Here is a 22,808-nt window from a genome sequence, read left to right on the forward strand (position 1 = left end):
TGCCCCGCCCGCTAGCCAATGGACACTCCCGGCCGCATGGACTCGCAAGCCAACGACACCCTCGACACCGGCGCCAATCCGCTGATCGTGCCGTCGCCGCTGCAGGACCAGGCGGTGCCGTTCGACCGCATCGAGGTCGCGCACTACCTGCCGGCGCTGGACCATGCGATCGCCGAGGCGAAGGGCCGGATCGAGGAGATCCTGGCGAACCCGGCGGCGCCGGATTTCGAGACCACCATCGTGGCGCTGGAGCAGGCGGGCCAGGAGGTCGACCACGTCTCCTCCGTCTTCTACAACCAGCTCTCGGCCAAGACCTCGGACGAGCTGCAGGCGCTGGCCGCCGATTTCGGCGCCAGGAGCGCCAATTTCTCCTCCGACGTCTCGCTGGACCCGCGCGTCTTCGCCCGGGTCAAGGCGGTGTGGGACAAGCGGGAGGGCCTGGGCCTGTCCGGCGAGAAGGCGCGGCTGCTGGACGACACCTACACCGGCTTCGTCCGCAACGGCGCCCTGCTGTCGGACAATGAGAAGGGCGAGCTGCGGTCGATCGACGAGCGGCTGGCCAAGCTGACGCCGGACTTCCAGCACAATGTGCTGAAGGCGACCAACGCCTTCACCCTGTGGATCGAGGACGAGGCCGACCTGGCCGGCCTGCCGGAGGGCGCGGTCACGGCCGCGAAGCAGGCGGCGAAGGAGCGCGACCGGGCCGAGGCCTGGGTGTTCACGCTCGACGCGCCGAGCTACGTCCCGTTCATGACCTATGCCGACCGCCGCGAGCTGCGCGAGCAGCTGTGGCGTGCCTTCAACGCCCGCGCCTTCGGCGGCGAGTTCGACAACCAGCCGCTGGTCAAGGAGATCGCGGCGCTGCGTTTCCAGCGCGCGAAGCTGCTGGGCTATCCGACCCATGCCGCCTTCGTGCTGGAGAAGCGGATGGCGGAGACGCCGGCCGCGGTGGGCGCCTTCCTCGACCGGCTGCTGGCCGCGTCGAAGCCGGCGGCGGAGCGCGACCTGGCCGACATCCAGGCCCACGCCAGGAGCCTCGGCGGGCCGGAGCCGCTGCAGCCCTGGGATGTCGGCTATTATTCCGAGAAGCTGAAGCAGCACCGCTTCGACTTCGACGAGGAGGCGCTGCGCCCGTACTTCCCGCTGGAGCGGGTGATCGACGGCGTGTTCGAGCATTGCCGGCGGCTGTACGGCCTGGTGTTCCGCCCGTCCGACGCCTATCCGGTCTGGCATCCGGACGTGAAGGCGTACGAGGTCTATGACGAGGCCGAGGACCGCTATGTCGGCCTGTTCTACGCCGACTTCTTCCCGCGCGCCTCGAAGCGCAACGGCGCCTGGATGACCACCTATCGCGACCAGGGCCTGTACCGCGACGGCATCAAGCGGCCGCATGTCGCCATCGTCTGCAACTTCACCAAGCCGACGGCGGACCGGCCTTCGCTCCTCTCCTATGACGAGGTGCGGACCTTCTTCCACGAGATGGGCCACGCCCTGCACGGCCTCTTGTCGCGCTGCACCTACCGCTCGCTCGGCGGCACCAACGTGTACTGGGACTTCGTCGAGCTGCCGTCGCAGATCTTCGAGAACTGGGTGCAGGAGAAGGATGGGCTGGACCTGTTCGCGAAGCATTATCGCACGGGAGAGCCGATGCCGGCCGACCTGGTGCAGAAGATCCGCGACAGCGCCCGCTTCATGGCCGGCTGGCAGTCGCTGCGCCAGACCTCCTTCGCCATGCTCGACATGGCCTGGCACGGCGGCGACCCGACCACGATCGGCTCGGTGCCGGAGTTCGAGCGCAGCGCCACCGCCCGCGCCCAGGTGCTGCCGCCGATCCCGGAGGCCAACACGTCCTCCGGCTTCAGCCACATCTTCGGCGGCGGCTATTCGGCCGGCTACTACAGCTACAAATGGGCCGAGGTGCTGGACGCCGACGCCTTCGAGCTGTTCCGCGAGAAGGGCCTGTTCGACCCGGAGACCGCGAGGAGCTTCAAGGAGAACGTCCTGGAGCGCGGCGGCACCGAGCATCCGATGGAGCTGTACAAGCGCTTCCGCGGCCGCGAGCCGGACCCGGACGCACTGCTGCGGCGGGACGGGCTGATGTAGCGGTTCGCTGACACAGCGGTTCGCCCTTTCTCCCTCCCTGTCATGCCCGGGCTTGACCCGGGCATCCAGAAGTTGTCGACATCCTCTGGATTGCCGTCCTCGGGCTTGACCCGAGGACCCGCCCGGCAATGACAACCAAGAATGCCATTGTCACGACCATGCCTTCGAACATCGACCCGATCGACCGCCGCCGCACCTTCGCGATCATCGCCCACCCGGACGCCGGCAAGACCACGCTGACCGAGAAGCTGCTGCTGTTCGGCGGCGCCATCCAGATGGCCGGCGCCGTCAAGGCCCGCGGCGAGCAGCGCCGCGCCCGGTCGGACTGGATGAAGGTGGAGCGCGAGCGCGGCATCTCGGTCACCGCCTCGGTGATGACCTACGATTATGACGGCCACACCTTCAACCTGCTGGACACGCCGGGCCACGAGGACTTCTCGGAGGACACCTACCGCACCCTGACGGCGGTCGACAGCGCGGTGATGGTGATCGACGCGGCCAAGGGCATCGAGGACCAGACCCGGAAGCTGTTCGAGGTCTGCCGCATGCGGAACGTGCCGATCACGACCTTCATCAACAAGATGGACCGTGAGAGCCGCGATCCCTTCGACCTGCTCGACCAGATCGAGCAGGAGCTGCAGCTGCACGTCACCCCGGCGACCTGGCCGATCGGCAGCGGCCGCGGCTTCCTGGGCTGCTACGACCTGTTCCACGACCGGCTGGTGCTGATGGCCAAGGGCGCCAAGGGCGCCCTGCCCGAGCTCGGCGAGACCTGCACCGGGCTGGACGACCCGAAGCTGGACCGCCTCTTGCCCGCCGACGCCGTGGCCACGCTGCGCGAGCAGGTCGAGATGGCGCGCGGCCTGTGCCCGGATTTCGACCTGGAGATGTTCCGCGAGGGCCATCTGACCCCGGTGTTCTTCGGCTCCGCGGTCAACAATTTCGGCGTGCGCGAGCTGCTGGACGGCATCGGCGCCCTCGCCCCCTCGCCCCGGCCGCAGCCGACGGCAGACCGGCTGGTCGACCCGGAGGAGGACAACGTCTCGGCCTTCGTGTTCAAGATCCAGGCCAACATGGATCCGAAGCACCGCGACCGCATCGCCTTCGTCCGCCTCGCCTCCGGCCATTTCAAGCGCGGCATGAAGCTGAAGCATGTCCGCTCCGGCAAGCTGATGAACATGCACAACCCGGTGCTGTTCCTGGCCCAGGACCGCGAGCTGGCGGAGGAGGCCTGGGCCGGCGACATCGTCGGCATCCCCAACCACGGCAACCTGCGCATCGGCGACGCGCTGACCGAGGGCGAGGATTTGCGCTTCACCGGCATCCCCAGCTTCGCGCCGGAGCTGCTGCAGCGGGTGCGGCCGGACGACCCGATGAAGGCCAAGCATCTCGGCCGGGCGCTGGAGCAGCTGGCCGAGGAAGGTGCTGCCCGGGTGTTCAAGCCGCTGCTGGACGCCAACTGGATCGTCGGCGTGGTCGGCGCGCTGCAGTTCGAGGTGCTGGCCGACCGCATCCGTACGGAATACGGCATCCCGGTGCATTTCGAGCCGGCGCCCTACTACACCGCCCGCTGGATCGAGTCGGACGACGCGATTGCCTTGAAGTCGTTCCAGGACGGCGTGCGCAGCGCCATGGCCGAGGACCATGACGGCGCCCCGGTCTTCCTGGCCCGCAACGCCTGGCACCTCGACACGGTGACCAAGGAGAACCCGGCGCTGCGCTTCCTGAAGACCAAGGAGCAGACGGCGTAAGGGCCGATTGACCCAATCACTCTGAATCACCATGATTCAGAGTGATTGAAGGAGATGACCGTCGATGGACACCAAGGTCCTCACCGCCCATGTCCCAACGCCTTTGGCCGATAAGGTCGACGAGTTGGCGGCGCGGCTGGAGCGGTCGCGCGGCTGGGTGGTGAAGCAGGCCCTGACCGCCTGGGTCGAGCAGGAGGAAGAGCGGAGACGGCTGACCCTTGAGGGCATGGCCGATGTCGATGCCGGCCATCTGATCGACCATCAGGCCATCCAGGCCTGGGCCGACAGCCTGGAGACGGACACGCCGCTGCCTGCGCCGCGATGATGCGGTTGAGCTGGACCCGGAAGGCCACGTCCGACCTTGTCCGGCTGCACGAGTTCCTGGCTCCGGTGAACGCCCGGGCCGCCGCGGATATCGTCCGAGCCCTCACGCGCGCCGCAGGCCGCCTACCGCAGCAGCCCCGCATCGGCGTGAAGCTCGACGAATTTGCACCGCGTGAGGTCCGCCGGATCATCGTCGGTCATTATGAGATCCGCTATGAGATCGATGCAGACGGCATCCATGTCCTGCGTCTGTGGCATACGCGCGAAGAGCGGTGACCGACGGCCCTAGTCCGTCGCGCGCCCTGCGACCGCCCGCACGAAATCCTCGATCGCGCCGCGCAGGGCGTCGGCGACCTCGGCATCGGCCAGCATCCCGCCCTCCGGCAGCGTGCGGCCGAGCAGCGGCACGGCGATCGAGGCCTCGGGCACCATCCGCGCGGTCATCACCACCAGCGTCTCGGTCAGCGCGTCCTGGGCGTGATGCGCCCGCGGCGAGGCGTTGATCAGCGCCACCGGCTTGTCGACGAACTCGCCCGTCGCCACCACCCAGTCGAGGACGTTCTTCATCACCCCGGCGACGCCATGGGCGTATTCCGGGCTGGAGATCAGCACGCCGTCGGCCGCCGCCAGACGAGCCCGGAAATCGGCCACCGCCGGGATGGCGTCGGGATCCAGGTCCGGGTTGAAATGCGGCAGCCCGGCGAGGCCGCCATAAACCGAGACCTCGACCCAGGCCGGCGCCAGGGCCGCCATGGCGTGCAGCAGGGCTGTGTTGGACGACCCGGCACGCAGGCTGCCGGAGATGGCGAGGATCTTCACGGCACCACCGAGGCTGTCTGAATCGGCATCGAGGGATCATAGGCCGGTCCGCCGCACCCCGGCCACCGCCTCCCCGGCGCCTTCAAAATACAGACCGATCGACAAAATCGATCGATTTCAAAAAATGAATGCGTTGGATCGTTTGAACGTCGGAGGTCATGTTTGTGACAGTTCCGCACCGAGACTGTCATGGCCATCACCGACCCGCTCCGGCCCTCCCTCTCCGACGCTGCTTCCACCAGCCGCCTGGCGGCCCTCGGGTCGATCCCCGGCGCCCGGCTGGTGCCCGGCCTGCTGCTGTGCGGCGCCGTGACCCTGGCGGCGCTGGGGCTGGAGCGCATTGAGGCCGGGCTGTTCGGCCATGCCTGGCTGGAGGCGCTGGTGCTGGCGATCCTGGTCGGCGCCCTGGTGCGCACGATCTGGAGCCCGAGCCAGCGCTGGACGCCCGGCATCACCTTCAGCGCCAAGACGCTGCTGGAAATTGCCGTGGTGCTGCTCGGCGCCTCGGTCAGCGTCGGCGCCATCATCTCCGCCGGCCCGCTGCTGCTGGTCGGCATCGCCGCAGTGGTGGTGATCGCCATCGCCGCCAGCTACGGCATGGGCCGGCTGCTGGGCCTGCCCCACCGCATGGCGATGCTGGTCGCCTGCGGCAACTCGATCTGCGGCAACTCCGCCATCGCCGCCGTGGCCCCGGTGATCGGGGCGGACGGCAAGGAGGTCGCGGCCTCGATCGCCTTCACCGCCGTGCTGGGCGTGCTGGTGGTGCTGGGCCTGCCCTTCCTGCCGGCGCTGATGCACATCACCGAGGTGCAGTACGGCGTGCTGGCCGGGCTGACCGTCTACGCCGTGCCGCAGGTGCTGGCCGCCACGGCGCCGATCGGGGCGATCGCCCTGCAGCTCGGCACCCTGGTCAAGCTGGTGCGCGTGCTGATGCTGGGGCCGATGATCCTGGTGCTGACGCTGGTGACCCGCCGCCACAACGAGGACGGCGCGGCCGCCCCCGCCAAGGGCCGGATGCCGTGGCACAAGCTGGTGCCCTGGTTCATCGACGGCTTCCTGCTGCTGGCCGTGCTGCGCTCCTTCGGGCTGCTGCCCGAGGCGGTGCTGGCCCCGGCCGCCACGATGGCGACCGCGCTGACCGTGATCTCGATGGCCGCGCTGGGCCTCAGCACCGACCTGCGCAGCGTCGCCAGGGCCGGCGGCCGGGTGACCGCCGCCGTGACCCTGTCGCTGCTGGTGCTGGGCGCGATCAGCTTCGGGCTGATCCACCTGCTCGGGATCGTGTGATGGTCAACTCCCGACCGCTGAGGTCGGAGAGATCAGAATCACAGTCGGAAAGTAGGTCCGATAGCGCTCCACATCGCGGGTGAGGATCGGCAACCGGCTGACCTCCGCTTGGCTGCCGATGAAGAAATCGGGCAGAATCCGATCCCGCTTTCCGCCGGCCTTGCGGTATTCCGCGAATGCCTTCCCGGCGCGGAACAGCGCCGGGCGCGTCATCGGCAAGACATCCAAGCCCGCCCCATCGACGAAAGTGTCGAGCTCATCGATCCGAGGGTAGCGGATGCTTAATTCGGCATAGATGACGTCATTGATCAGAAGCGGCCCACGCTCGGCCGCAGCCTCGAGTTGCTCAAGCGACCACTTCGCCCAGGCGGGATCTCCGGTCACGATGTCGAGCAGGACGTTGGTATCGACCAGCGTCATTCATCGCCGCGCGTAAGCGCCATGATCTCGTCTGTCGTCGGGCCAGGCCCGGCATGCCCGAGAAACTCGGCGAACCGACGTCTCGGGCGCCTCTCCTCGACCACTCCGATAACGCGGCCTCGGGCGTCCTTCAGCCGCACCGTCCAATTCCCGTCGCGCGTCCGAACGAACTCCATCTTCGTTCCCGGCCGAATATGGAGTTGATCCCGCACGGACTTGGGAATGGTGACGCGGCCGCCCGGCCCCACCGTTGCTTCAGCTGTGCTCATGTGACGTCCATCGAACGATCGGCCTATAGGGTGCCGCACCTGGACAGAAGATATCATGCGCATATGCCGATGGCGCCAGGGGTCGTCTTAGAAGATCGACGCCCCCGCATCCGCCCGGCCGGCGGCGTGGCGGAAGGCGGCGAACAGCTCGCGGCCGACGCCGACATGCGACGGGGCGAGATCGGCCGTGGCGTCCTCGCGCGCGGCCCATTCCTCGGCGTCGATGTCGCGGATCTCGAGCCGGCCGGTGACCGCGTCGATGCGCAGGATGTCGCCGTCGCGCAGCTTGGCGATCGGGCCGCCGACCGCCGCCTCGGGTGTCACATGGATCGCCGCCGGCACCTTGCCCGAGGCGCCGGACAGGCGGCCGTCGGTGACCAGCGCCACCTTGCGGCCGCGGTCCTGCAGCGCGCCGAGCGGCGGCATCAGCTTGTGCAGCTCCGGCATGCCGTTGGCCTTCGGGCCCTGGAACCGCACCACGGCGATGAAGTCATGGTCCAGCGCCCCGGCGCGGAACGCCGCCTGCAGCTCCTCCTGCGAATGGAAGATCTTCGCCGGCGCCTCGATCACATGCCGCTCCGGCGCCACGGCCGAGGTCTTGATCACCGCCCGGCCCAGATCGCCGTCCAGCACCCGTAGCCCGCCGGTGGCCTGGAACGGCTCGGCCGCGCCGCGCAGCACCGCGGTGTCGCCGCTGGCCGTGGCCGCATCGCGCCACGCGACCTCGCCCTTGTCGTCCAGGCCGGGCTCGACCAGGTAGCGGTCCAGCCCGCCGCCCCAGATGGTGGCGACGTCGCCATGCAGCAGCCCGGCGCCCAGCAGCTCGCGGATCAGGTAGCCGGTGCCGCCCGCGGCGTGGAAATGGTTCACATCCGCCTTGCCGTTCGGGTAGACGCGGCACAGCAGCGGCACGGCCTCGGCCAGGTCGGAGAAATCGTCCCAGGTCAGGGTGATGCCGGCGGCTGCGGCCATGGCGATCAGGTGCATGGTGTGGTTGGTCGACCCGCCGGTGGCGTGCAGCGCCACCACGCCGTTGACCACCGCCCGCTCATCCATCAGCCGGCCGACCGGCATGAATTCGTTGCCCAGCGCGGTAATCGCCAGCGCCCGCTTCGCCGCCTCCAGCGTCAGCGCGTCGCGCAGCGGCGTGTTCGGGTTGACGAAGGAGGAGCCCGGCAGGTGCAGGCCCATCACCTCCATCAGCATCTGGTTGGTGTTGGCGGTGCCATAGAAGGTGCAGGTGCCCGGCCCGTGATAGGATTTGGCCTCGGCCTCCAAGAGCGCGTCGCGGCCGACCTTGCCCTCGGCATAGAGCTGCCGGGCCTTGGCCTTCTCGTCATTCGGCAGGCCCGACGGCATCGGCCCGGCCGGGATGAACACCGCCGGCAGGTGGCCGAAGGACAAGGCGCCGATCACCAGCCCCGGCACGATCTTGTCGCAGACGCCGAGGAACACGGCGGCGTCGAACATCTGGTGCGACAGGGCGACCGCGGTGGAGAGGGCGATGACGTCGCGCGAGAACAGCGACAGCTCCATCCCCGCCTCGCCCTGGGTGACGCCGTCGCACATCGCCGGCACGCCGCCGGCCACCTGGGCGGTGCCGCCGACAGCCCGCGCCGCCTGGCGGATCAGGTCGGGATAGCGCTCGAAGGGCTGATGCGCCGACAGCATGTCGTTGTAGGAGGTGACGATGGCCAGGTTCGGCCCCTCGCCCTCGCGCAGCGCGCCCTTGTCGATGCCGCAGGCGGCGAAGCCATGGGCGAAGTTGGCGCAGCCCAGGCGCCGGCGGGCCGGCCCCTGCTCCGCCGCCTTGGCGATGCGGTCGAGATAGGCGGACCGGGCGTCATGGCTGCGCCGCGCGATCCGCTCGGTCACCTCGGCAATGCGGGCTTGCACCATCGGGCTGGCTCCTTGGCTCACTGTCTCGCCCCGACCGGGCCAGACAGCATCCTCCGACCCGATCATGCATCATGATCAATACGTTATCGAACTTATTTGAAGTTTCTTGTTAACCCTGGACACTGTGCGTCAGACGCGCGCGTCACGGGCACCAGAAGATCTCGACCGGGCGGCGGGTCAGCACGGCGCGGATCGGCATCGCCTCCGCCGGGCCGCTGACCAGGGCCGCCTCCAGCACGCGCTGCTTCCCGGCCCCCTCGATATGAAGGCACAGAGTGTCGGCCGCCAGCAAGACCGGCAGCGTCAGGGTGATGCGCGGCTCGCCTGCCGCCGGCGCCCGCATGGTCTCCAAGAGCTGCCCCGAGGCCGGGTCCAGCGCCTGCGCCAGCCGGTCGCCGCCGGGGAAGAAGGAGGCGGTGTGGCCGTCATCGCCCATGCCCAGGATCGCCACGGCGAAGGGCTGGGCCAGGGCGGCGATGCGCGCCGTCACCTGCGCCATCCCGTCCTCGGGCGTCGGCACGTCGATGTGCAGCGGCACGAAATGCGCGGCCGCGGCCGGGCCCTGCAGCAGGTGCTGCCGGACCAGGGCGGCGTTGGAACGGTCGGAGTCCTCGCCCACCCAGCGCTCATCCACCAGGGTGACGTCGACCCGCGACCACTCCACCGGCTTCTGCGACAGCGCCTCGAAGAACCGGGTCGGGGTGCGCCCGCCGGAGACGGCGAGCGCGGCCCGGTCGGAGCGCGAGAGCCGCGCCGTCAGCGCGTCGGCGACATGCCCGGCGAGGGCATCGGCGAGCGCCTCCTTGGTCGGGAAGTCGTGACGCGCGATCGGCATGGCTCAGTCCTCGTCCTCGTGCCAGGTGCGGCCGTCGCGCTCGATCAGGGCGATCGCGGCGGACGGGCCCCAGGTGCCGGCGGTGTAGGGCTTCGGCGGCTCCTTCGAGGCCTTCCAGGCCTCGATGATCGGGTCGACCCAGGTCCAGGCCTGCTCGACCACGTCGCGGCGCATGAACAGGCTCTGGTTGCCGCGCACGACATCCATCACCAGCCGCTCATAGGCGTCCGGGTTGCGGACGTTGAAGGCCTTGGCGAAGCTCATGTCGAGCGGCACATGCTGCAGCCGCATGCCGCCCGGCCCCGGATCCTTGATCATCAGCCACAGCTTCACGCCCTCGTCGGGCTGCAGCCGGATCACCAGGTGGTTCTGCGAGATCACGCCGGCCGATTCGTCGAACACCGAATGCGGGATGGCGCGGAAGGTGACCACGATCTCCGACATCCGCGCCGCCAGCCGCTTGCCGGTGCGCAGGTAGAACGGGACGTTGGCCCAGCGCCAGTTGTCGATCTGCGCCTTCAGCGCGACGAAGGTCTCGGTGTGGCTGGTGTTGTCGCCCAGCTCTTCGAGATAGCCCGGCACGGCGCCGCCGGCCGAGGCGCCGGCGCGATACTGGCCGCGCACGGTCGTGGTGTTCACCATGCCGTCGGTGATCGGCTTCAGCGCCTTCAGCACCTTCAGCTTCTCGTCGCTCAGCGCCGCGGCCTCCATCGAGGTCGGCGGCTCCATGGCGACGAGGCAGAGCAGCTGCAGGATGTGGTTCTGCACCATGTCGCGCAGCGCGCCGGCGCCGTCATAGTAGCCGGCGCGGCCCTCGACCCCGAGGCTCTCGGCCACGGTGATCTGGACATGGTCGATATGGGAGGAGTTCCACAGCGGCTCGAACAGGGCGTTGGCGAAGCGCAGCGCCATCAGGTTCTGCACCGTCTCCTTCCCGAGGTAATGGTCGATACGGTAGATCGACTCCTCGGGGAAGACGCGGCCGATGGCGTCGTTCAGGGCCCGGGCCGAGTCCAGATCCTTGCCGATCGGCTTCTCGACCACGACGCGGGCCCGCTCGGTCACCAGGCCGTGCGCGCCGAGCTGGTCGCAGATCTCGCCGAACAGGTCGGGCGAGGTGGCGAGATAGAAGATGCGGATGCGCCCGGCATCGTCGCCCAGCGCCTCGCCCAGCCCGTCCCAGCCCTTGCTGGCCGCGACATCGACGGGGACGTAGGACAGCCGGGCCAGGAAGTCGTCCAGAACCGTGCCGCTCTGCTCCGCCGACGGCACATGCTGCAGGATCGCCTTGCGGGCGAAGTCGCGGAACTCGGCATCCGACATCGGCCGCCGCGACGTGCCGATGATCCTCGCACCCGGCGGGACCTGCCCGGCCTTGTCGCGCTCGTAGAGCGCCGGCAGCAGCTTGCGCTGGGACAGGTCTCCCGTCGCGCCGAACACGACGATGTCGAATGGCTCCACGGCGATGATGCGCGCGATCATGTATCCAACCCTCGGACCAAATCGAGCCGCTGTTATCGGCGGGTCGGGGGCCGAGTGCCAGCGGGAAGTTGCGATCGAGGGCCGGCCGCACGCATGCGTCGGTTGAGTCAGGCGCGGGTGCGGTGCGTTGCCCGCCCCGCGCCTGATGAAAAGACAGGCAGATGCCTCGTTTTCGGCCTCAGCCTCCCCACACCGTCATTGCGAGCGCAGCGAAGCAATCCATCGATCCGCAAGAGCGGAGGCATGGATTGCTTCGTCGGCTTCGCCTCCTCGCAATGACGGCGAAGAGTTGATAGGCCGAGACCCTAGCCCCTGGCGCGCGGTGACCGGCCGCCCTTGGCCGGGCCCTTGCCGGTGCCGTCGGCCGCCTTGCCCTTCGCCGGGGCGGCGCGCTTCGCCGGGGCCGCCCGCTTCGCCGGCGCGGCCTTGCCGTTGCCGGCCGGCTGCGCCTTCGCCCGCTTGGGCTTGGCGGCGGGCTTCGCGGCCTTCGCCGGCTTCTCCGCCTTGGCCGCCGGCTTGGGCCCGACCGTGCAGGTCACCTCGCCGTTGTCGGCGCGGAAGACGACGCGGTCGCCCTCCTTCACCTCGCCCTTCAGCATGCCCTTGGCCAGCCGGGTCTCGACCAGCTGCCGGATCTGGCGCCGCAGCTCGCGGGCGCCGTAGTCCGGCTGGTAGCCCTCGGCGGCCAGCAGGTCGACCAGCGTCTCATCCGCCACCAGGTCGATGTCCTGCCCGCGCGCCGTGGTGATCACGCCGTCCAGCTGCAGCCGGACGATCTGCTTGATCTGATCGTTGGTCAGCGCGTGGAAGATGATGATCTCGTCGATCCGGTTCAGGAACTCCGGCCGGAAATGCTGGCGCAGCACGCCCATGACGTCGCCCTGGACGCCGCTGCCGGTGGCGTTGAAGCCGATCCGGGCCTGCCGCCCCATGATGATGTCGGAGGCGAGGTTCGACGTGGCGATGATCAGCGTGTTGCTGAAATCGACCACCCGGCCCTTGCCGTCGGTCAGGCGGCCGTCGTCGAACACCTGCAGCAGCACGTTGTAGACGTCCGGATGGGCCTTCTCGATCTCGTCGAGCAGGATCACGCTGTAGGGCCGCCGGCGCACCCGCTCGGTCAGCTGCCCGCCCTCGTCATAGCCGACATAGCCGGGCGGGGCGCCGATCAGCCGCGACACGGCGTGGCGCTCCATATACTCGCTCATGTCGACGCGGATGATGGCGTCCTCGTCGCCGAACACCACCTCGGCCAGGGCCTTGGCCAGCTCGGTCTTGCCGACGCCGGTCGGGCCCAGGAACAGGAAGTTGGCGATCGGCCGCTGGCCGCGCTGCAGCCCGGCGCGCGACAGGCGGACGGCGTCGCTGACCGCCTGGATCGCCTCCTCCTGCCCGATCACCCGGCGGTGCAGCCGCTCCTCCATCTGCAGCAGCTTGGCCTTCTCCTCGGCGGTCAGCTCGGTGACCGGGATGCCGGTCAGCTTCGACACGATCTCGGCGATATGCTCGACCGTGACCTCGGCGGTGCTCGACCCGATGCGGTGCTTCCACGCGTCGGTCAGGTCCGACAGCGCCTTCTCCTTCTCGGCGACCTGCTCCTCGAAGGCCTTGGCCCGGTCGAAGCGCTTGCGCGAGCTGGCGTAGGCGTGCTCGCGCTTCAGCTGTGCCACCTCCGATTCCAGCTCCTGGATGTCGGCCGGGCGCGAGGTGATCGAGAGGTGCACCCGGGCTGCCGCCTGGTCGATCAGGTCGATCGCCTTGTCCGGCAGGAAGCGGCCCGAGATGTAGCGGTCCGACAGCTCCGCCGCGGCGAGGAAGGCCTGGTCCTGGATCGTCACCTTGTGGTGGCCCTCCAGCCGGTCGCGCAGGCCGCGCAGGATGTTGACCGTCTGCTCCACCGTCGGCTCGGCGACGAAGACCGGCTGGAAGCGCCGCTCCAGCGCCGCATCCTTCTCGATATGCTTCTGGTACTCGTTCAGCGTGGTGGCGCCGATCAGGTTCAACTCGCCGCGCGCCATCGCCGGCTTGAAGGTGTTGGCGACGTCCAGCCCGCCCTCACCGCCGCCCTGCCCGGCGCCGACGATGGTGTGGACCTCGTCGATGAACAGCAGCAGGTCGTCGCGGTGCTCGGCGATCTCGTCCATCACCTGCTTGACCCGCTCCTCGAACTCGCCGCGGAACTTGGAGCCGGCGACCAGGCTGTTGACGCTGAGCTCGACCAGCCGCTTGCCGCGCAGCGTGTCCGGCACCTCGTTGTTGACGATGCGCTGCGCCAGCCCCTCGACGATCGCGGTCTTGCCGACGCCGGGCTCGCCGATCAGCACCGGGTTGTTCTTCTTGCGCCGGGCCAGGATCTCGATCGTGGTCTCGACCTCCTTCGACCGGCCGATCACGGGGTCGAGCTTGCCCTCGCGCGCCAGCGCCGTCAGGTCGCGGCTGTACTTGTCCAGCTGCGGCGTGTTCGACGGCCCTTCGACCCGCCCCTCCTCCGCCCCGGTGCCGACGGTGCGCACGGTCTGCTGCCGCAGCGCCTGGGGCGTCAGCCCGTATTTCCGCAGCAGGTTGCCGGCGAAGCTCTCCGGCACCTGGGCGAGGCCGAGCAGCATGTGTTCCGGCCCGACATAGGAATGGCCGAGCTGGCGCGAGATCAGGAACGCCTGGTCCAGCGCCGCCTTCATGCGGGGCGACACGCCGATCTCGGTGCGCTGCCCCGCCTCCTCGGTGCCGCGATTGGCATTCTGGTCGATATAGCTGCGCAGCTCCTCCGGCGAGATCTTGAAGCGCCGCAGGATCGCCTGGATCACCTCGCTCTCCGCCAGCTCGTACAGCAGGTGCTCGGTATCGACCTCGCGCTTGCCGAACTGCACCGCCTTCTCGGCGGCGCGCTGCAGCAGCTCCTTCGCCTGCTCGCTGAAATGGCTCTGCAGGTTCAGGGCCGTGCGTTCCGACCCCGGCGGGCCGCGGCGCGGCGATCCGGAGGACGGCACGGCCTGGCTGAACATGTCCTCCAGCCCGGAACCGCGGACCAGCGCCTCCAGCGGCGAGACGTAGCGCTGGTGGCGGGCGAGCTGCTGGTAGTGGTAGTCGCAGACATCGAGCTGCCGGCGCTGGCCGTTCTGCAGCACCGTGACGCGCACGGTGGCGGGCCGCTCCTGGCAGATGTCGCAGAGCTTCTGGGCCATGATCTCCACTCCGGGTCCGGATCGGCCTTCGCACGAGGCCTGTTGCGGGGGCGGCCCGGCACGAATCCGGGTCGGAAGAGCGTCGAGGCTGCGCCTTGTTCCCGCCAACGTTTGCCGCCAGACAGGGTTCCGGTGCGGAGGCATCATGCACCGGCCGAAACGCGAATTTAAGCATCGCGACGGCAGGATCCCGATGTTTGGAGCCGATCGGACGTCATGGCTGTCGCCCAACTTCTCGCCCGGCGCGAACGGCAGCGCCTCGACGATGTCCTGCGTGCCGCCGGCGCGGTCGAGCGGCTGCTGGCCGAGCTCGACCGGCAGGACCGCGACGACATCGCCGAGAGCGGCCGGCAGTTCACCGTCGCCGACCAGCACGGGCTGCGGCAGATGCCGGCCTACCTGGCCGGGCTGCGCGCCCGCCGGGCCGCCCGGACGGTGGAGCGGCTGGCCCTGCAGGCGGAGTTGGAGGTGCTGCGCCGGCGCATCCTGCTGCACCATCGCGAGGCGGAGAAGTTCGAGACCGTCGACGCCGCGGCGCGGGAGCGGGAGCGCAAGGCCCGCCTGGCCGACGAGCAGGCGGAAGCGGCCGAGCTGGCCATCCTCGGCCTCGTCCTGCGCCAGCGCGACACCGGCCGCGGCTGACCGGAAAAAAGTCCGCCGACCTCCCCAGCCCTGACACAAAGCCGCCCTCGTTTCCGCTGCATTCGGGCCGACGCTGCCCTCCAGCGTCACCACCCGCGATGCGCGAAACGGCTGCAGCCGGCGGAGAAGGAGTCACCGCCCTGCCCCGGCGCCTCGCGGTCCGCCGCGACAGGAAAGGGGACACAGCATGACCGACTACAACGGCACGCCCGGCGACGACATCATCCACGGCTCGCCCGGCAATGACGACATCTTCGGCGATGACGGCAACGACCAGCTCTACGGCGAGGCCGGGGTCGACACCATCAATGGCGGCAACGGCGACGACCAGCTGTTCGGCGGCGACGGCTCCGATGACATCATCGGTGGGCCCGGCGCCGATGTGCTGCACGGGGATGCCCTCAACGACACGCTGCACGGCGGCACGGGGAACGACACCCTCTATGGCGGCGACGGCGACGACACGCTGACCGGTGCGGCGGGTCAGGACAATCTCTACGGCGGCGCCGGCATCGACACCGTCGACTATTTCTACAGCGGCGGCGGGGTCTGGGTGACCATCGGCGGCCGCGGCCTGTTCGCCGACGCCGCGGGCGACCTGATCGGCGACGATGTCGAGAATATCGGCGGCACGGTCTATGACGACACCCTGACCGGCTCGGCCACGAACAACTACCTGTCCGGCAATGACGGCAACGACACCCTCAACGGCGGGGCCGGCGACGATATCCTGAATGGCGGCCAGGGCGCCGACACCTTCCATGGCGGCGACGGCATCGACACCATCGCCTATTACCGCTTCTGGCAGAGCTACGGCGTCACCGCCACGATCGGCGGCACCGGCTCCGGCGGCGATGCCCAGGGCGACATCATCGGCGCCGATATCGAGAACATCACCGGCACCGCCTGGGACGACACCTTCACCGGCTCCGCTGCGGCCAACACGCTCAAGGGCTTCGCCGGCAACGACGTGCTCCACGGCCTGGGCGGCAACGACTATCTCTGGGGTGAGGCCGGTGACGACGTCCTCTATGGCGGGGACGGTGACGACTGGCTGATCAGCGGCCAGGGCGCCGATACCTTGAATGGCGGCGCCGGCAAGGACGGTGCCAGCTACATCACCAGCGGCGACGGCGTCACCGTCACCCTCGGCGGATCCGTCTCGGGCGGCTATGCCACCGGCGACACCATCGCCGCCGATGTCGAGAGCCTGCAGGGTTCGGATCTGGCCGATGCCCTGACCGGGAACGGCGGCGCCAATTCGCTCTACGGCGCCGGCGGCAACGACGTGCTGAGCGGAGGCGACGGCGACGACTGGCTCATCGGCGAGGCCGGGGCCGACACTCTCCGCGGAGGCAACGGCATTGACGGAGTCAGCTACTTCGACAGCACAGCCGGGGTGACCGTCACGCTCGGCGGCACGGCCACGGGCGGCGACGCGCAGGGCGACGTGATCGCCGCGGACATCGAATACATCGAGGGCTCGGCCCACAATGATTCCCTGACCGGCTCGGCCGGCGACAACTGGATCTGGGGCCTCGGCGGCGGCGACATCATCCACGGCGGCGGCGGCAATGACTGGCTTTTCGGCGGCGCCGGGGCGGACAGCCTGGCCGGTGGCGACGGCATCGACCGGGTCAGCTATGTCGACAGCGCCGCGGGCGTGACCGCGACGATCGGCGGGGCCGCCGGCAGCGGCGGCGACGCCCAGGGCGACACCATCGGCGCCGATGTCGAGGCCCTGAACGGGTCGCGGTTCAACGACATCCTCACCGGCTCGGCCGGCGACAACGAGCTCGACGGCGACGACGGCGACGACACGCTCTCGGGCGGCGGCGGCGACGACACCCTCAAGGGCTTCAACGGCAACGACACGCTGCGTGGGGGCGACGGCGACGACCTGCTGGTCGGCTATGCCGGCGCCGACAGCCTGTCCGGCGGGGCCGGTCTCGACACCATCGACTACAGTTCCGGCCCGGCCGCGGTGACGGTGGCGATCGGCGGCACGGGCACCGGCGGCTACGCCCAGGGCGACACCGTCGCCGCCGACGTCGAGAACATCATCGGATCGGCCTTCAACGACGTGCTGACCGGATCCGCCGCCGCCAACGATCTGCGGGGCGGCAATGGCGACGATCGCCTGGCCGGGCTGGCCGGCAACGACCGTCTCGATGGCCATTACGGTGACGACGTCCTTCAGGGCGGCGACGGGAATGACGTGCTCGTGGGGTGGTCCGGGGCGGACAGCCTGAGCGGCGGCGCCGGCATCGACACCGCCGACTATACCTACAGCAATGGCGGCGTGACCGTGACCCTTGGCGGCACCGGCACGGGCGGCGACGCCCAGGGCGATACCATCGGCGCCGATGTCGAGAACATCGACGGCTCGCTCTACAACGACACCCTCACCGGTTCGGCCGCGGCCAATGCCCTCAGCGGCGGCGACGGCAACGATGTGCTTCGCGGCGGCGCCGGGGCCGACCGGCTCGACGGTGGCGCCGGCACCGACACCGCCAGCTACTTCACCGGGACGGCGGGCGTGTCGGTCAACCTCGCCACCGGCGCCGGCAGCGGCGGCGACGCCCAGGGCGACACGCTGACCGGGATCGAGACCCTCTCCGGCAGCCAGGGCAACGACAGCCTCACCGGCAATGCCGGCGCCAACACCCTGCAGGGCTGGAACGGCAACGACATGCTCACCGGGGCCGGCGGCAAGGACACGCTGACGGGCGGCGCCGGGGCCGACCGCTTCGTCTACGCCACGATCGGCGACAGCGTGGTCGGCGCCAATGCCGACCGCATCACCGATTTCAGCCATGCCCAGGGCGACCGCATCGACCTGTCCGGCATCGATGCCAACACCGGCGTGGCCGGCAACCAGGCCTTCACCTTCATCGGCACCGGCCTGTACACCCACCATGCCGGCGAGCTGCGCTACGCGATCAATGCCGGCGTCACCACCATCGCCGGCGACGTCAATGGCGACGGCACCTCCGACTTCCACATCACCCTGACCGGCAGCATCGCCCTGGCTGCCGGCGATTTCGCGCTCTGACGCGCTGCGCTACGCCGGCGGCGTCCCGACGCCGTCGGCGCCCAGCACATGCTCCAGCAGCGCTGCTCCCTCCCCGGCCGGGGTCCGCTGCTGCCGATCCTGGGCCAGGAACCGCTCCAGCGCCGGCAGCACGCGGATCGCGGCGTCGACATCGGGGTCGGAGCCGGCGGCATAGGCGCCGATGCGGATCATCTCCGCCATGCCCTCATGCACCGCCAGCAGCTGCCGGGCGCGGGCGGCGACGGCCACGCGCTTATTCTGAACCTCCTATGGCTGCCACTCGCGCGGGCACAGCTCAGCCCTGCCTCACCAGCCGCTGGAAGGCCGAGAATCGAGCCGGGTCGTCCAGGCGCCGGCGGATGGCGGCGGCGCACTCCTCCGGGCCCAGCGCCGAGGTGTCGAGCTCGAGGTCGTAGATCCCGGGCCGATGCACCTCGCGCTGCCAGCGCAGCACCGGCTCCGGCACCGGCTCATCGGCCGAAGCGACCGCGTATTCACCCTCCCGCCCCTCCTGCCCGGCCCGGCGGCGGCGCATGATCTCGTCGATCGGGCAGCGCACCCCGACCAGCAGCGCCGGCAGGCCGGCCAGGCGCCGGGCGCAGTCGTGCAGGACGCCCGTCGGGGCGGAATGGGCGTCGTGATGGCCGAGATCGGCCACCACGTTCAGCCCCAGGCGGCTGTGCGCGGCGATCGATTCGTAGAGCGCGGCATAGAACACCGGCACCCAGGGCTCGAGCTCCGGCCGCTCGCCGCCGGGCCGCAGCCCGATGCCGGGCTGGAGGCGCGGCGGGGTCACGTGCCGGGCATGGACGTCGACGCCGAGATTCATCCAGGGGCCGTCGTCCCAGCCCTGGATCGCCGCGGCGATGCTCGACTTGCCGGAACGCGGCGCGCCGTTGAGGACGACGATCCGTCCGGGATGATCCTTCTGGTCCATGGCCTGCGCCCTCGGGGCCGCCTCATCGGGCGACGATGCGGCCAGCTAAGGCCGTGCCGGACCGGCATGCAACACCTGGCGGGCCTGCATGCTCAGGCTTCCTGTTCCCGGTCTTTCTCCCTGGCGGCGGCGCGACGGCTGAGGACATAGCCGAGCGCCACCACGAAGACCGTGCCGATCGCGGCGGCGGGGAGCTCGATGCGATGGATGAGCCCTTCGCCGAAGGTCCTGAGCAGCCACGGGTCGGACACCAGCATGTCGCCGGCGACCCAGCCGAGCAGCGCGGCCCCGGCCCAGACCAGGATCGGCAGGCGGCCGAGCAGCGCCATGATGATTGCCGAGCCGGCGACGATGAGCGGCACCGAGATGACGAGGCCGAGGATGAGCAGCGTGGTGGAATCCTTCGCCACGGCGGCGATGGCCAGGACGTTGTCGAGGCTCATCACCGCATCGGCGATCGCGACGGTGCGGATCGCGTGCCAGAGCCGCGCGGTCTGCTGCACCGCGCCGCCGCTGTCCTCGTCCTCGCCGAGCACCAGCTTGACCGAGATCCACAGCAGCAGGCAGCCGCCGACGATCTTCAGGAACGGCGTCGACAGAAGTGCCGCGATGACGACCGTGAAGGCGATGCGCAGCCCGACCGCGACCAGCGCGCCCAGCACCATGCCGGGACGCTGCTTGTCCGGTGGCAGGCCGCGGCAGGCCATGGCGATGACGACGGCATTGTCGCCGGACAGAATGATGTTGATCCAGATGATCTGCACGAGCTTGAGAAGCTCGGGGCCGAGACTTTCCATGGAAACCCCTTCCGAAGGCGTGCCGCATGGGCGGCATTCGCGACGCCCCGGCCAGCGCGGCTCTTGATGGCCGCAGGGGCGCGGGGGGATCGCGTCCGGGTCGGCGCGGCGCCCTGAGGCGCCCGGCCATCGTCGCTTCAGAGGGTTGGAGGTCCCGTGCAGGACTGCGCGAAGGGCCGAGGGAAGGAGGGAAGCCAGCCGTCGGCCGCCTGATGACCGGCATCCGAGGAGCAGTGGAGCCACGCAACGGCGAGGACGCTGACTTCGTCCTGGTCCGGCTCTTCCTCGAGGTCTTCGGCTACGCTGAGCGTGGTGCCGACGGGGACCGTCGCGTCGCCCTGCGGATCGTCAGGCGCCGAGACATACGCCTCAGCTTCCATGCCGGTGAGCGGCACATCGAAGGTCGGCGCCAGGATCGCGAGCGCGAACAGCACCAGGAAGACCTGCGCGAGGCCGCTATGGAGGCGGGACTGACGCAGAACGAACCTCTCTCGACACATCGATTTCAGCGTCTTCTGAAACTCGGGGAGGGCTTCCGCCATGTCAAGCGCCCAGCCGCGCCGGCATGGGAGAGCCTCCGGCCGTCGGCGACTATTTCAGATCGTGAGAATTCCCGCGTGGCGCCTTGACAGGGAGCCCGGCGATGCCGTTTGCCCGGAAACAACGACGTCTGCCGCGGTGCATCGATCCTGACCCTAGGACGGCGGCACCTGGTGGCGCTCCAGGATCATCCGCGTCACCTCCTGCGCCTTCAGCGGCGTCATGGCGCCGAGGATCGGGGCCGAGCGCCGCTCCGGCATCCGGTCGAAGATGGCGACCACCGTGGCCGGCTCCATCTCGTCCATGATCCGGGCGGCGTCGCGGGCGCGCATCGCCGCATAGGTCGCGCCCATCCGCTTCAGGTCGGCCTCCAGCAGCCCCGATTGCTGCGCCAGCTGGCCCTCGATCTCGCGTTTCAGCACCGCCAGCCGGTCGACCTCGTGCCGGACCCGGGCCTCGGCCACGGCCAGCAGCGCCTCGCGCTCGTCCAGCCTGGCGCGGCGCGCCTCCAGCTCGCCGCGCTCGGCGTCGATCGCCGCCAGCAGCTCGGACGGGACCGGCTCGGCCGCAGGCGCCGGAGCCGGCGGGGGCGATGCATCCTGACCCCGCGCCGCCGCGAGCGGAACGGCCAGAGCCGCGGCAACGGCAACGATCGCGGCGAGGCGCCCGGCGCGCATCAGCGCTCCCCGCCTTCGAGGCCGGCCAGCGGCGCCGGGTGGTCCGGCGGCTCGATCCTCAGGGCGCGGGCGCCGCGGCTGTGGCCGATGGTGCCGTGGCCGAGGATGCGGCCGCCGGCCACCAGCCGGGCGCGGTCGGCGTCGCCGGCCGGCAGCGGGATCGTGTCGCCCGGCCGCCAGCGCAGGATCTCGGCCGGGGTCGCCGACACCTCGCCGAACACGGCCAGCGCCGACAACTCGACCCGGCGGGATAGCGCCGGGATAGATACTCCCTGTGTGCACTTCCCCTAATTGTCGTTGCCGGGCTTGACCCGGCAATCCAGGGGCCACCGAGAGCGGCTCTTGAAAGCTCCTGGATCCTCGGGCTTGACCCACGAGTGTCCGGTTGAGTTTTTGTGGACAAGGCGCATGGCGTTGATTCAGCTGGATCTCGAACGTCTGGCAACGTTTCGGGACAGCAGAAGGCAACGCCATGCAGCACAAGAATAGCGTGTTCCACGATCTNATCCTCGGGCTTGACCCACGAGTGTCCGGTTGAGTTTTTGTGGACAAGGCGCATGGCGTTGATTCAGCTGGATCTCGAACGTCTGGCAACGTTTCGGGACAGCAGAAGGCAACGCCATGCAGCACAAGAATAGCGTGTTCCACGATCTTCTGAAGCACGTTCCGTGGGGCGGCTTCGAGGATTTGGTCGAGCAGCATGGCGCCGATTTTCGGGTGCGGAGCTTGCCGAGCAAGACACAGCTGATCGCGCTGGTGTACGGCCAGCTGTCCGGGGCACAGGGCCTGCGCGAGATCGTCGATACGTTGCAGAGCCATGCGGCGCGGCTATACCACCTGGGCGCCGGAGCGGTGGCGCGCTCGACGTTGTCGGATGCCAATGCGATACGGCCCCCCGAAGTGTTCACCGGGCTGCTCGGCCTGCTGATCGACCAGGCGCATCGCGGGCTCCGGCGCGAGCTCGACGGCACCACCTATCTCATCGACTCAACCAGCCTGCGGCTGAGCACCTTGAGCGGCTGGGCCCGCTTCAGTGCCGGCGTGTGCGGAGTGAAGGCTCATGTGATCTACGATCCGGACGCCGACTGCCCGGTCTATCTCTCCATCACCCCGGCCAAGGTCAACGACATCACCGCCGCCCAGGCGATGCCGATCGAAGCCGGCGCCACCTACGTCTTCGACCTCGGCTACTACGACTATCGCTGGTGGGCCGAACTCGATGCCGCAGGCTGCCGCATCGTCACCCGCTTCAAGACCCACACGACGCTCACGCGGATCGAAGAACTGCCGGTGCCGGAAGGCAGCTCCATCCTGTCCGACCGCATCGGCTTCCTCCCCGCCCGCCAGGCCGGCAGCCGCCGCAACCCCATGGCCGATGCCGTGCGCGAGATCCGCCTGCGCATCGACACCGGCAAGCTGCTGCGCATCCTGTCCAACGACCTCGACGCGCCGGCCCAGGAGATCGCCGATCTCTACAAGCGCCGCTGGGCCATCGAGCTGTTCTTCCGATGGGTCAAGCAGGCCCTCAAGATCACCCGCTTCGTCGGGCGCTCGGAGAATGCCGTGCGCATCCACATCGCCGTCGCCCTGATCGCTTTCCTGCTGCTCCGCCTGGCTCAGGCGGCGCAAAGCTCGGTCAAATCACCGCTCGCCTTCGCTCGCCTGGTCCGCGCCAACCTCATGCAGCGCAGGCGCATCGACCGCCTGCTCCTGCCCGACCCTATCCCTCTCTCCAATCCAGACCAATTGATGCTCCAATGGGCCTGAAACTAAACCGGACAGCCGTGGG

Annotated in this window: 21 protein-coding genes; 8 read left to right on the forward strand and 13 right to left on the reverse strand. The window is 69.5% G+C overall.

From position 1 onward, the window contains the following. Nucleotides 1-36 precede the first annotated feature (36 nt). From BWR60_RS23275 to BWR60_RS23290, 4 genes are all read left to right on the forward strand, one after another. Nucleotides 37-2,103 (forward strand): M3 family metallopeptidase, encoded by a 2,067-nt coding sequence (locus BWR60_RS23275; RefSeq protein WP_088153416.1) that lies wholly within the window; start codon nucleotides 37-39, stop codon nucleotides 2,101-2,103. 158 nt (nucleotides 2,104-2,261) lie between these two features. Next, nucleotides 2,262-3,854 (forward strand): peptide chain release factor 3, encoded by a 1,593-nt coding sequence (locus BWR60_RS23280; RefSeq protein WP_088153446.1) that lies wholly within the window; start codon nucleotides 2,262-2,264, stop codon nucleotides 3,852-3,854. 64 nt (nucleotides 3,855-3,918) lie between these two features. Next, the gene (locus BWR60_RS23285; protein WP_088153417.1) at nucleotides 3,919-4,179 is read left to right on the forward strand and encodes a CopG family ribbon-helix-helix protein; all 261 of its coding nucleotides are present in this window, start codon (nucleotides 3,919-3,921) and stop codon (nucleotides 4,177-4,179) included. A 5-nt stretch (nucleotides 4,180-4,184) separates the two neighbouring features. Next, nucleotides 4,185-4,454 (forward strand): type II toxin-antitoxin system RelE/ParE family toxin, encoded by a 270-nt coding sequence (locus BWR60_RS23290; RefSeq protein ID WP_429913037.1) that lies wholly within the window; start codon nucleotides 4,185-4,187, stop codon nucleotides 4,452-4,454. Nucleotides 4,455-4,463: 9 nt separating this feature from the next. On the opposite strand, the gene BWR60_RS23295 is transcribed toward BWR60_RS23290, so the two are convergent. Further along, nucleotides 4,464-4,997: an NADPH-dependent FMN reductase gene (locus BWR60_RS23295; RefSeq protein WP_088153419.1), complete on the reverse strand. Its 534-nt coding sequence runs from the start codon at nucleotides 4,995-4,997 to the stop codon at nucleotides 4,464-4,466. A gap of 189 nt (nucleotides 4,998-5,186) precedes the next feature. Between BWR60_RS23295 and BWR60_RS23300 the strand changes: the two genes are divergently transcribed. Next, the gene (locus BWR60_RS23300; RefSeq protein ID WP_088153420.1) at nucleotides 5,187-6,284 is read left to right on the forward strand and encodes a YeiH family protein; all 1,098 of its coding nucleotides are present in this window, start codon (nucleotides 5,187-5,189) and stop codon (nucleotides 6,282-6,284) included. 3 nt (nucleotides 6,285-6,287) lie between these two features. Here BWR60_RS23300 and BWR60_RS23305 read toward each other — a convergent pair whose 3' ends face one another. The 6 genes from BWR60_RS23305 to BWR60_RS23330 form a co-directional block, all read right to left on the reverse strand. Continuing rightward, nucleotides 6,288-6,704, reverse strand: coding sequence for a type II toxin-antitoxin system VapC family toxin (locus BWR60_RS23305; protein ID WP_088153421.1), 417 nt, complete (start codon nucleotides 6,702-6,704; stop codon nucleotides 6,288-6,290). Then, a complete protein-coding gene (locus tag BWR60_RS39035; protein WP_429913038.1) occupies nucleotides 6,701-7,036 on the reverse strand; it encodes an AbrB/MazE/SpoVT family DNA-binding domain-containing protein in 336 nt (111 codons plus the stop codon). The genes BWR60_RS23305 and BWR60_RS39035 overlap by 4 nt, the downstream gene beginning before the upstream one ends. Before the next feature lie 24 nt (nucleotides 7,037-7,060). Further along, nucleotides 7,061-8,872 carry a phosphogluconate dehydratase gene (gene edd / locus BWR60_RS23315; protein ID WP_088153422.1) on the reverse strand — a complete coding sequence of 604 codons (1,812 nt, stop codon included), beginning with the start codon at nucleotides 8,870-8,872 and terminating at the stop codon, nucleotides 7,061-7,063. Between the two features lie 142 nt (nucleotides 8,873-9,014). Then, on the reverse strand, nucleotides 9,015-9,707 hold the full coding sequence (pgl, locus tag BWR60_RS23320) for a 6-phosphogluconolactonase (protein ID WP_088153423.1): 693 nt from the start codon (nucleotides 9,705-9,707) through the stop codon (nucleotides 9,015-9,017). A gap of 3 nt (nucleotides 9,708-9,710) precedes the next feature. Then, nucleotides 9,711-11,189, reverse strand: a complete 1,479-nt coding sequence (zwf, locus tag BWR60_RS23325; protein ID WP_088153424.1) for a glucose-6-phosphate dehydrogenase — start codon at nucleotides 11,187-11,189, stop codon at nucleotides 9,711-9,713. Nucleotides 11,190-11,494: 305 nt separating this feature from the next. Beyond that, nucleotides 11,495-14,371, reverse strand: coding sequence for an ATP-dependent Clp protease ATP-binding subunit (locus tag BWR60_RS23330; RefSeq protein WP_088153448.1), 2,877 nt, complete (start codon nucleotides 14,369-14,371; stop codon nucleotides 11,495-11,497). A 216-nt stretch (nucleotides 14,372-14,587) separates the two neighbouring features. Between BWR60_RS23330 and BWR60_RS23335 the strand changes: the two genes are divergently transcribed. Together BWR60_RS23335 and BWR60_RS38725 are read left to right on the forward strand one after the other, a co-directional pair. After that, nucleotides 14,588-15,013 (forward strand): hypothetical protein, encoded by a 426-nt coding sequence (locus BWR60_RS23335; protein WP_088153425.1) that lies wholly within the window; start codon nucleotides 14,588-14,590, stop codon nucleotides 15,011-15,013. Between the two features lie 187 nt (nucleotides 15,014-15,200). Continuing rightward, nucleotides 15,201-18,068, forward strand: a complete 2,868-nt coding sequence (locus BWR60_RS38725) for a beta strand repeat-containing protein (protein ID WP_088153426.1) — start codon at nucleotides 15,201-15,203, stop codon at nucleotides 18,066-18,068. A gap of 9 nt (nucleotides 18,069-18,077) precedes the next feature. Here the strand turns inward: BWR60_RS38725 and BWR60_RS23345 are convergent, their stop codons facing one another. From BWR60_RS23345 to BWR60_RS23370, 6 genes are all read right to left on the reverse strand, one after another. Beyond that, nucleotides 18,078-18,317: a hypothetical protein gene (locus tag BWR60_RS23345; RefSeq protein ID WP_088153428.1), complete on the reverse strand. Its 240-nt coding sequence runs from the start codon at nucleotides 18,315-18,317 to the stop codon at nucleotides 18,078-18,080. 46 nt (nucleotides 18,318-18,363) lie between these two features. After that, nucleotides 18,364-19,005: a chloramphenicol phosphotransferase CPT family protein gene (locus BWR60_RS23350; RefSeq protein ID WP_088153430.1), complete on the reverse strand. Its 642-nt coding sequence runs from the start codon at nucleotides 19,003-19,005 to the stop codon at nucleotides 18,364-18,366. Between the two features lie 92 nt (nucleotides 19,006-19,097). Then, the gene (locus BWR60_RS23355; RefSeq protein WP_088153432.1) at nucleotides 19,098-19,802 is read right to left on the reverse strand and encodes a TerC family protein; all 705 of its coding nucleotides are present in this window, start codon (nucleotides 19,800-19,802) and stop codon (nucleotides 19,098-19,100) included. 137 nt (nucleotides 19,803-19,939) lie between these two features. Further along, on the reverse strand, nucleotides 19,940-20,344 hold the full coding sequence (locus BWR60_RS23360) for a hypothetical protein (RefSeq protein ID WP_088153434.1): 405 nt from the start codon (nucleotides 20,342-20,344) through the stop codon (nucleotides 19,940-19,942). Nucleotides 20,345-20,497: 153 nt separating this feature from the next. After that, complete coding sequence (locus BWR60_RS23365) at nucleotides 20,498-21,019, reverse strand: MotE family protein (RefSeq protein ID WP_088153436.1); 522 nt, start codon at nucleotides 21,017-21,019, stop codon at nucleotides 20,498-20,500. Then, nucleotides 21,019-21,255, reverse strand: coding sequence for a FliM/FliN family flagellar motor C-terminal domain-containing protein (locus tag BWR60_RS23370; protein WP_179221915.1), 237 nt, complete (start codon nucleotides 21,253-21,255; stop codon nucleotides 21,019-21,021). Before BWR60_RS23370 ends, BWR60_RS23365 begins: the two co-directional genes overlap by 1 nt. Before the next feature lie 385 nt (nucleotides 21,256-21,640). On the opposite strand from BWR60_RS23370, the gene BWR60_RS23375 reads away from it, so the two are divergent. Continuing rightward, nucleotides 21,641-22,786, forward strand: coding sequence for an IS4 family transposase (locus BWR60_RS23375; RefSeq protein WP_088153440.1), 1,146 nt, complete (start codon nucleotides 21,641-21,643; stop codon nucleotides 22,784-22,786). The last annotated feature ends 22 nt before the right edge of the window (nucleotides 22,787-22,808 follow it).

The sequence above is a fragment of the Inquilinus limosus genome (assembly GCF_002195995.1).
GTDB lineage: Bacteria > Pseudomonadota > Alphaproteobacteria > DSM-16000 > Inquilinaceae > Inquilinus > Inquilinus limosus_C.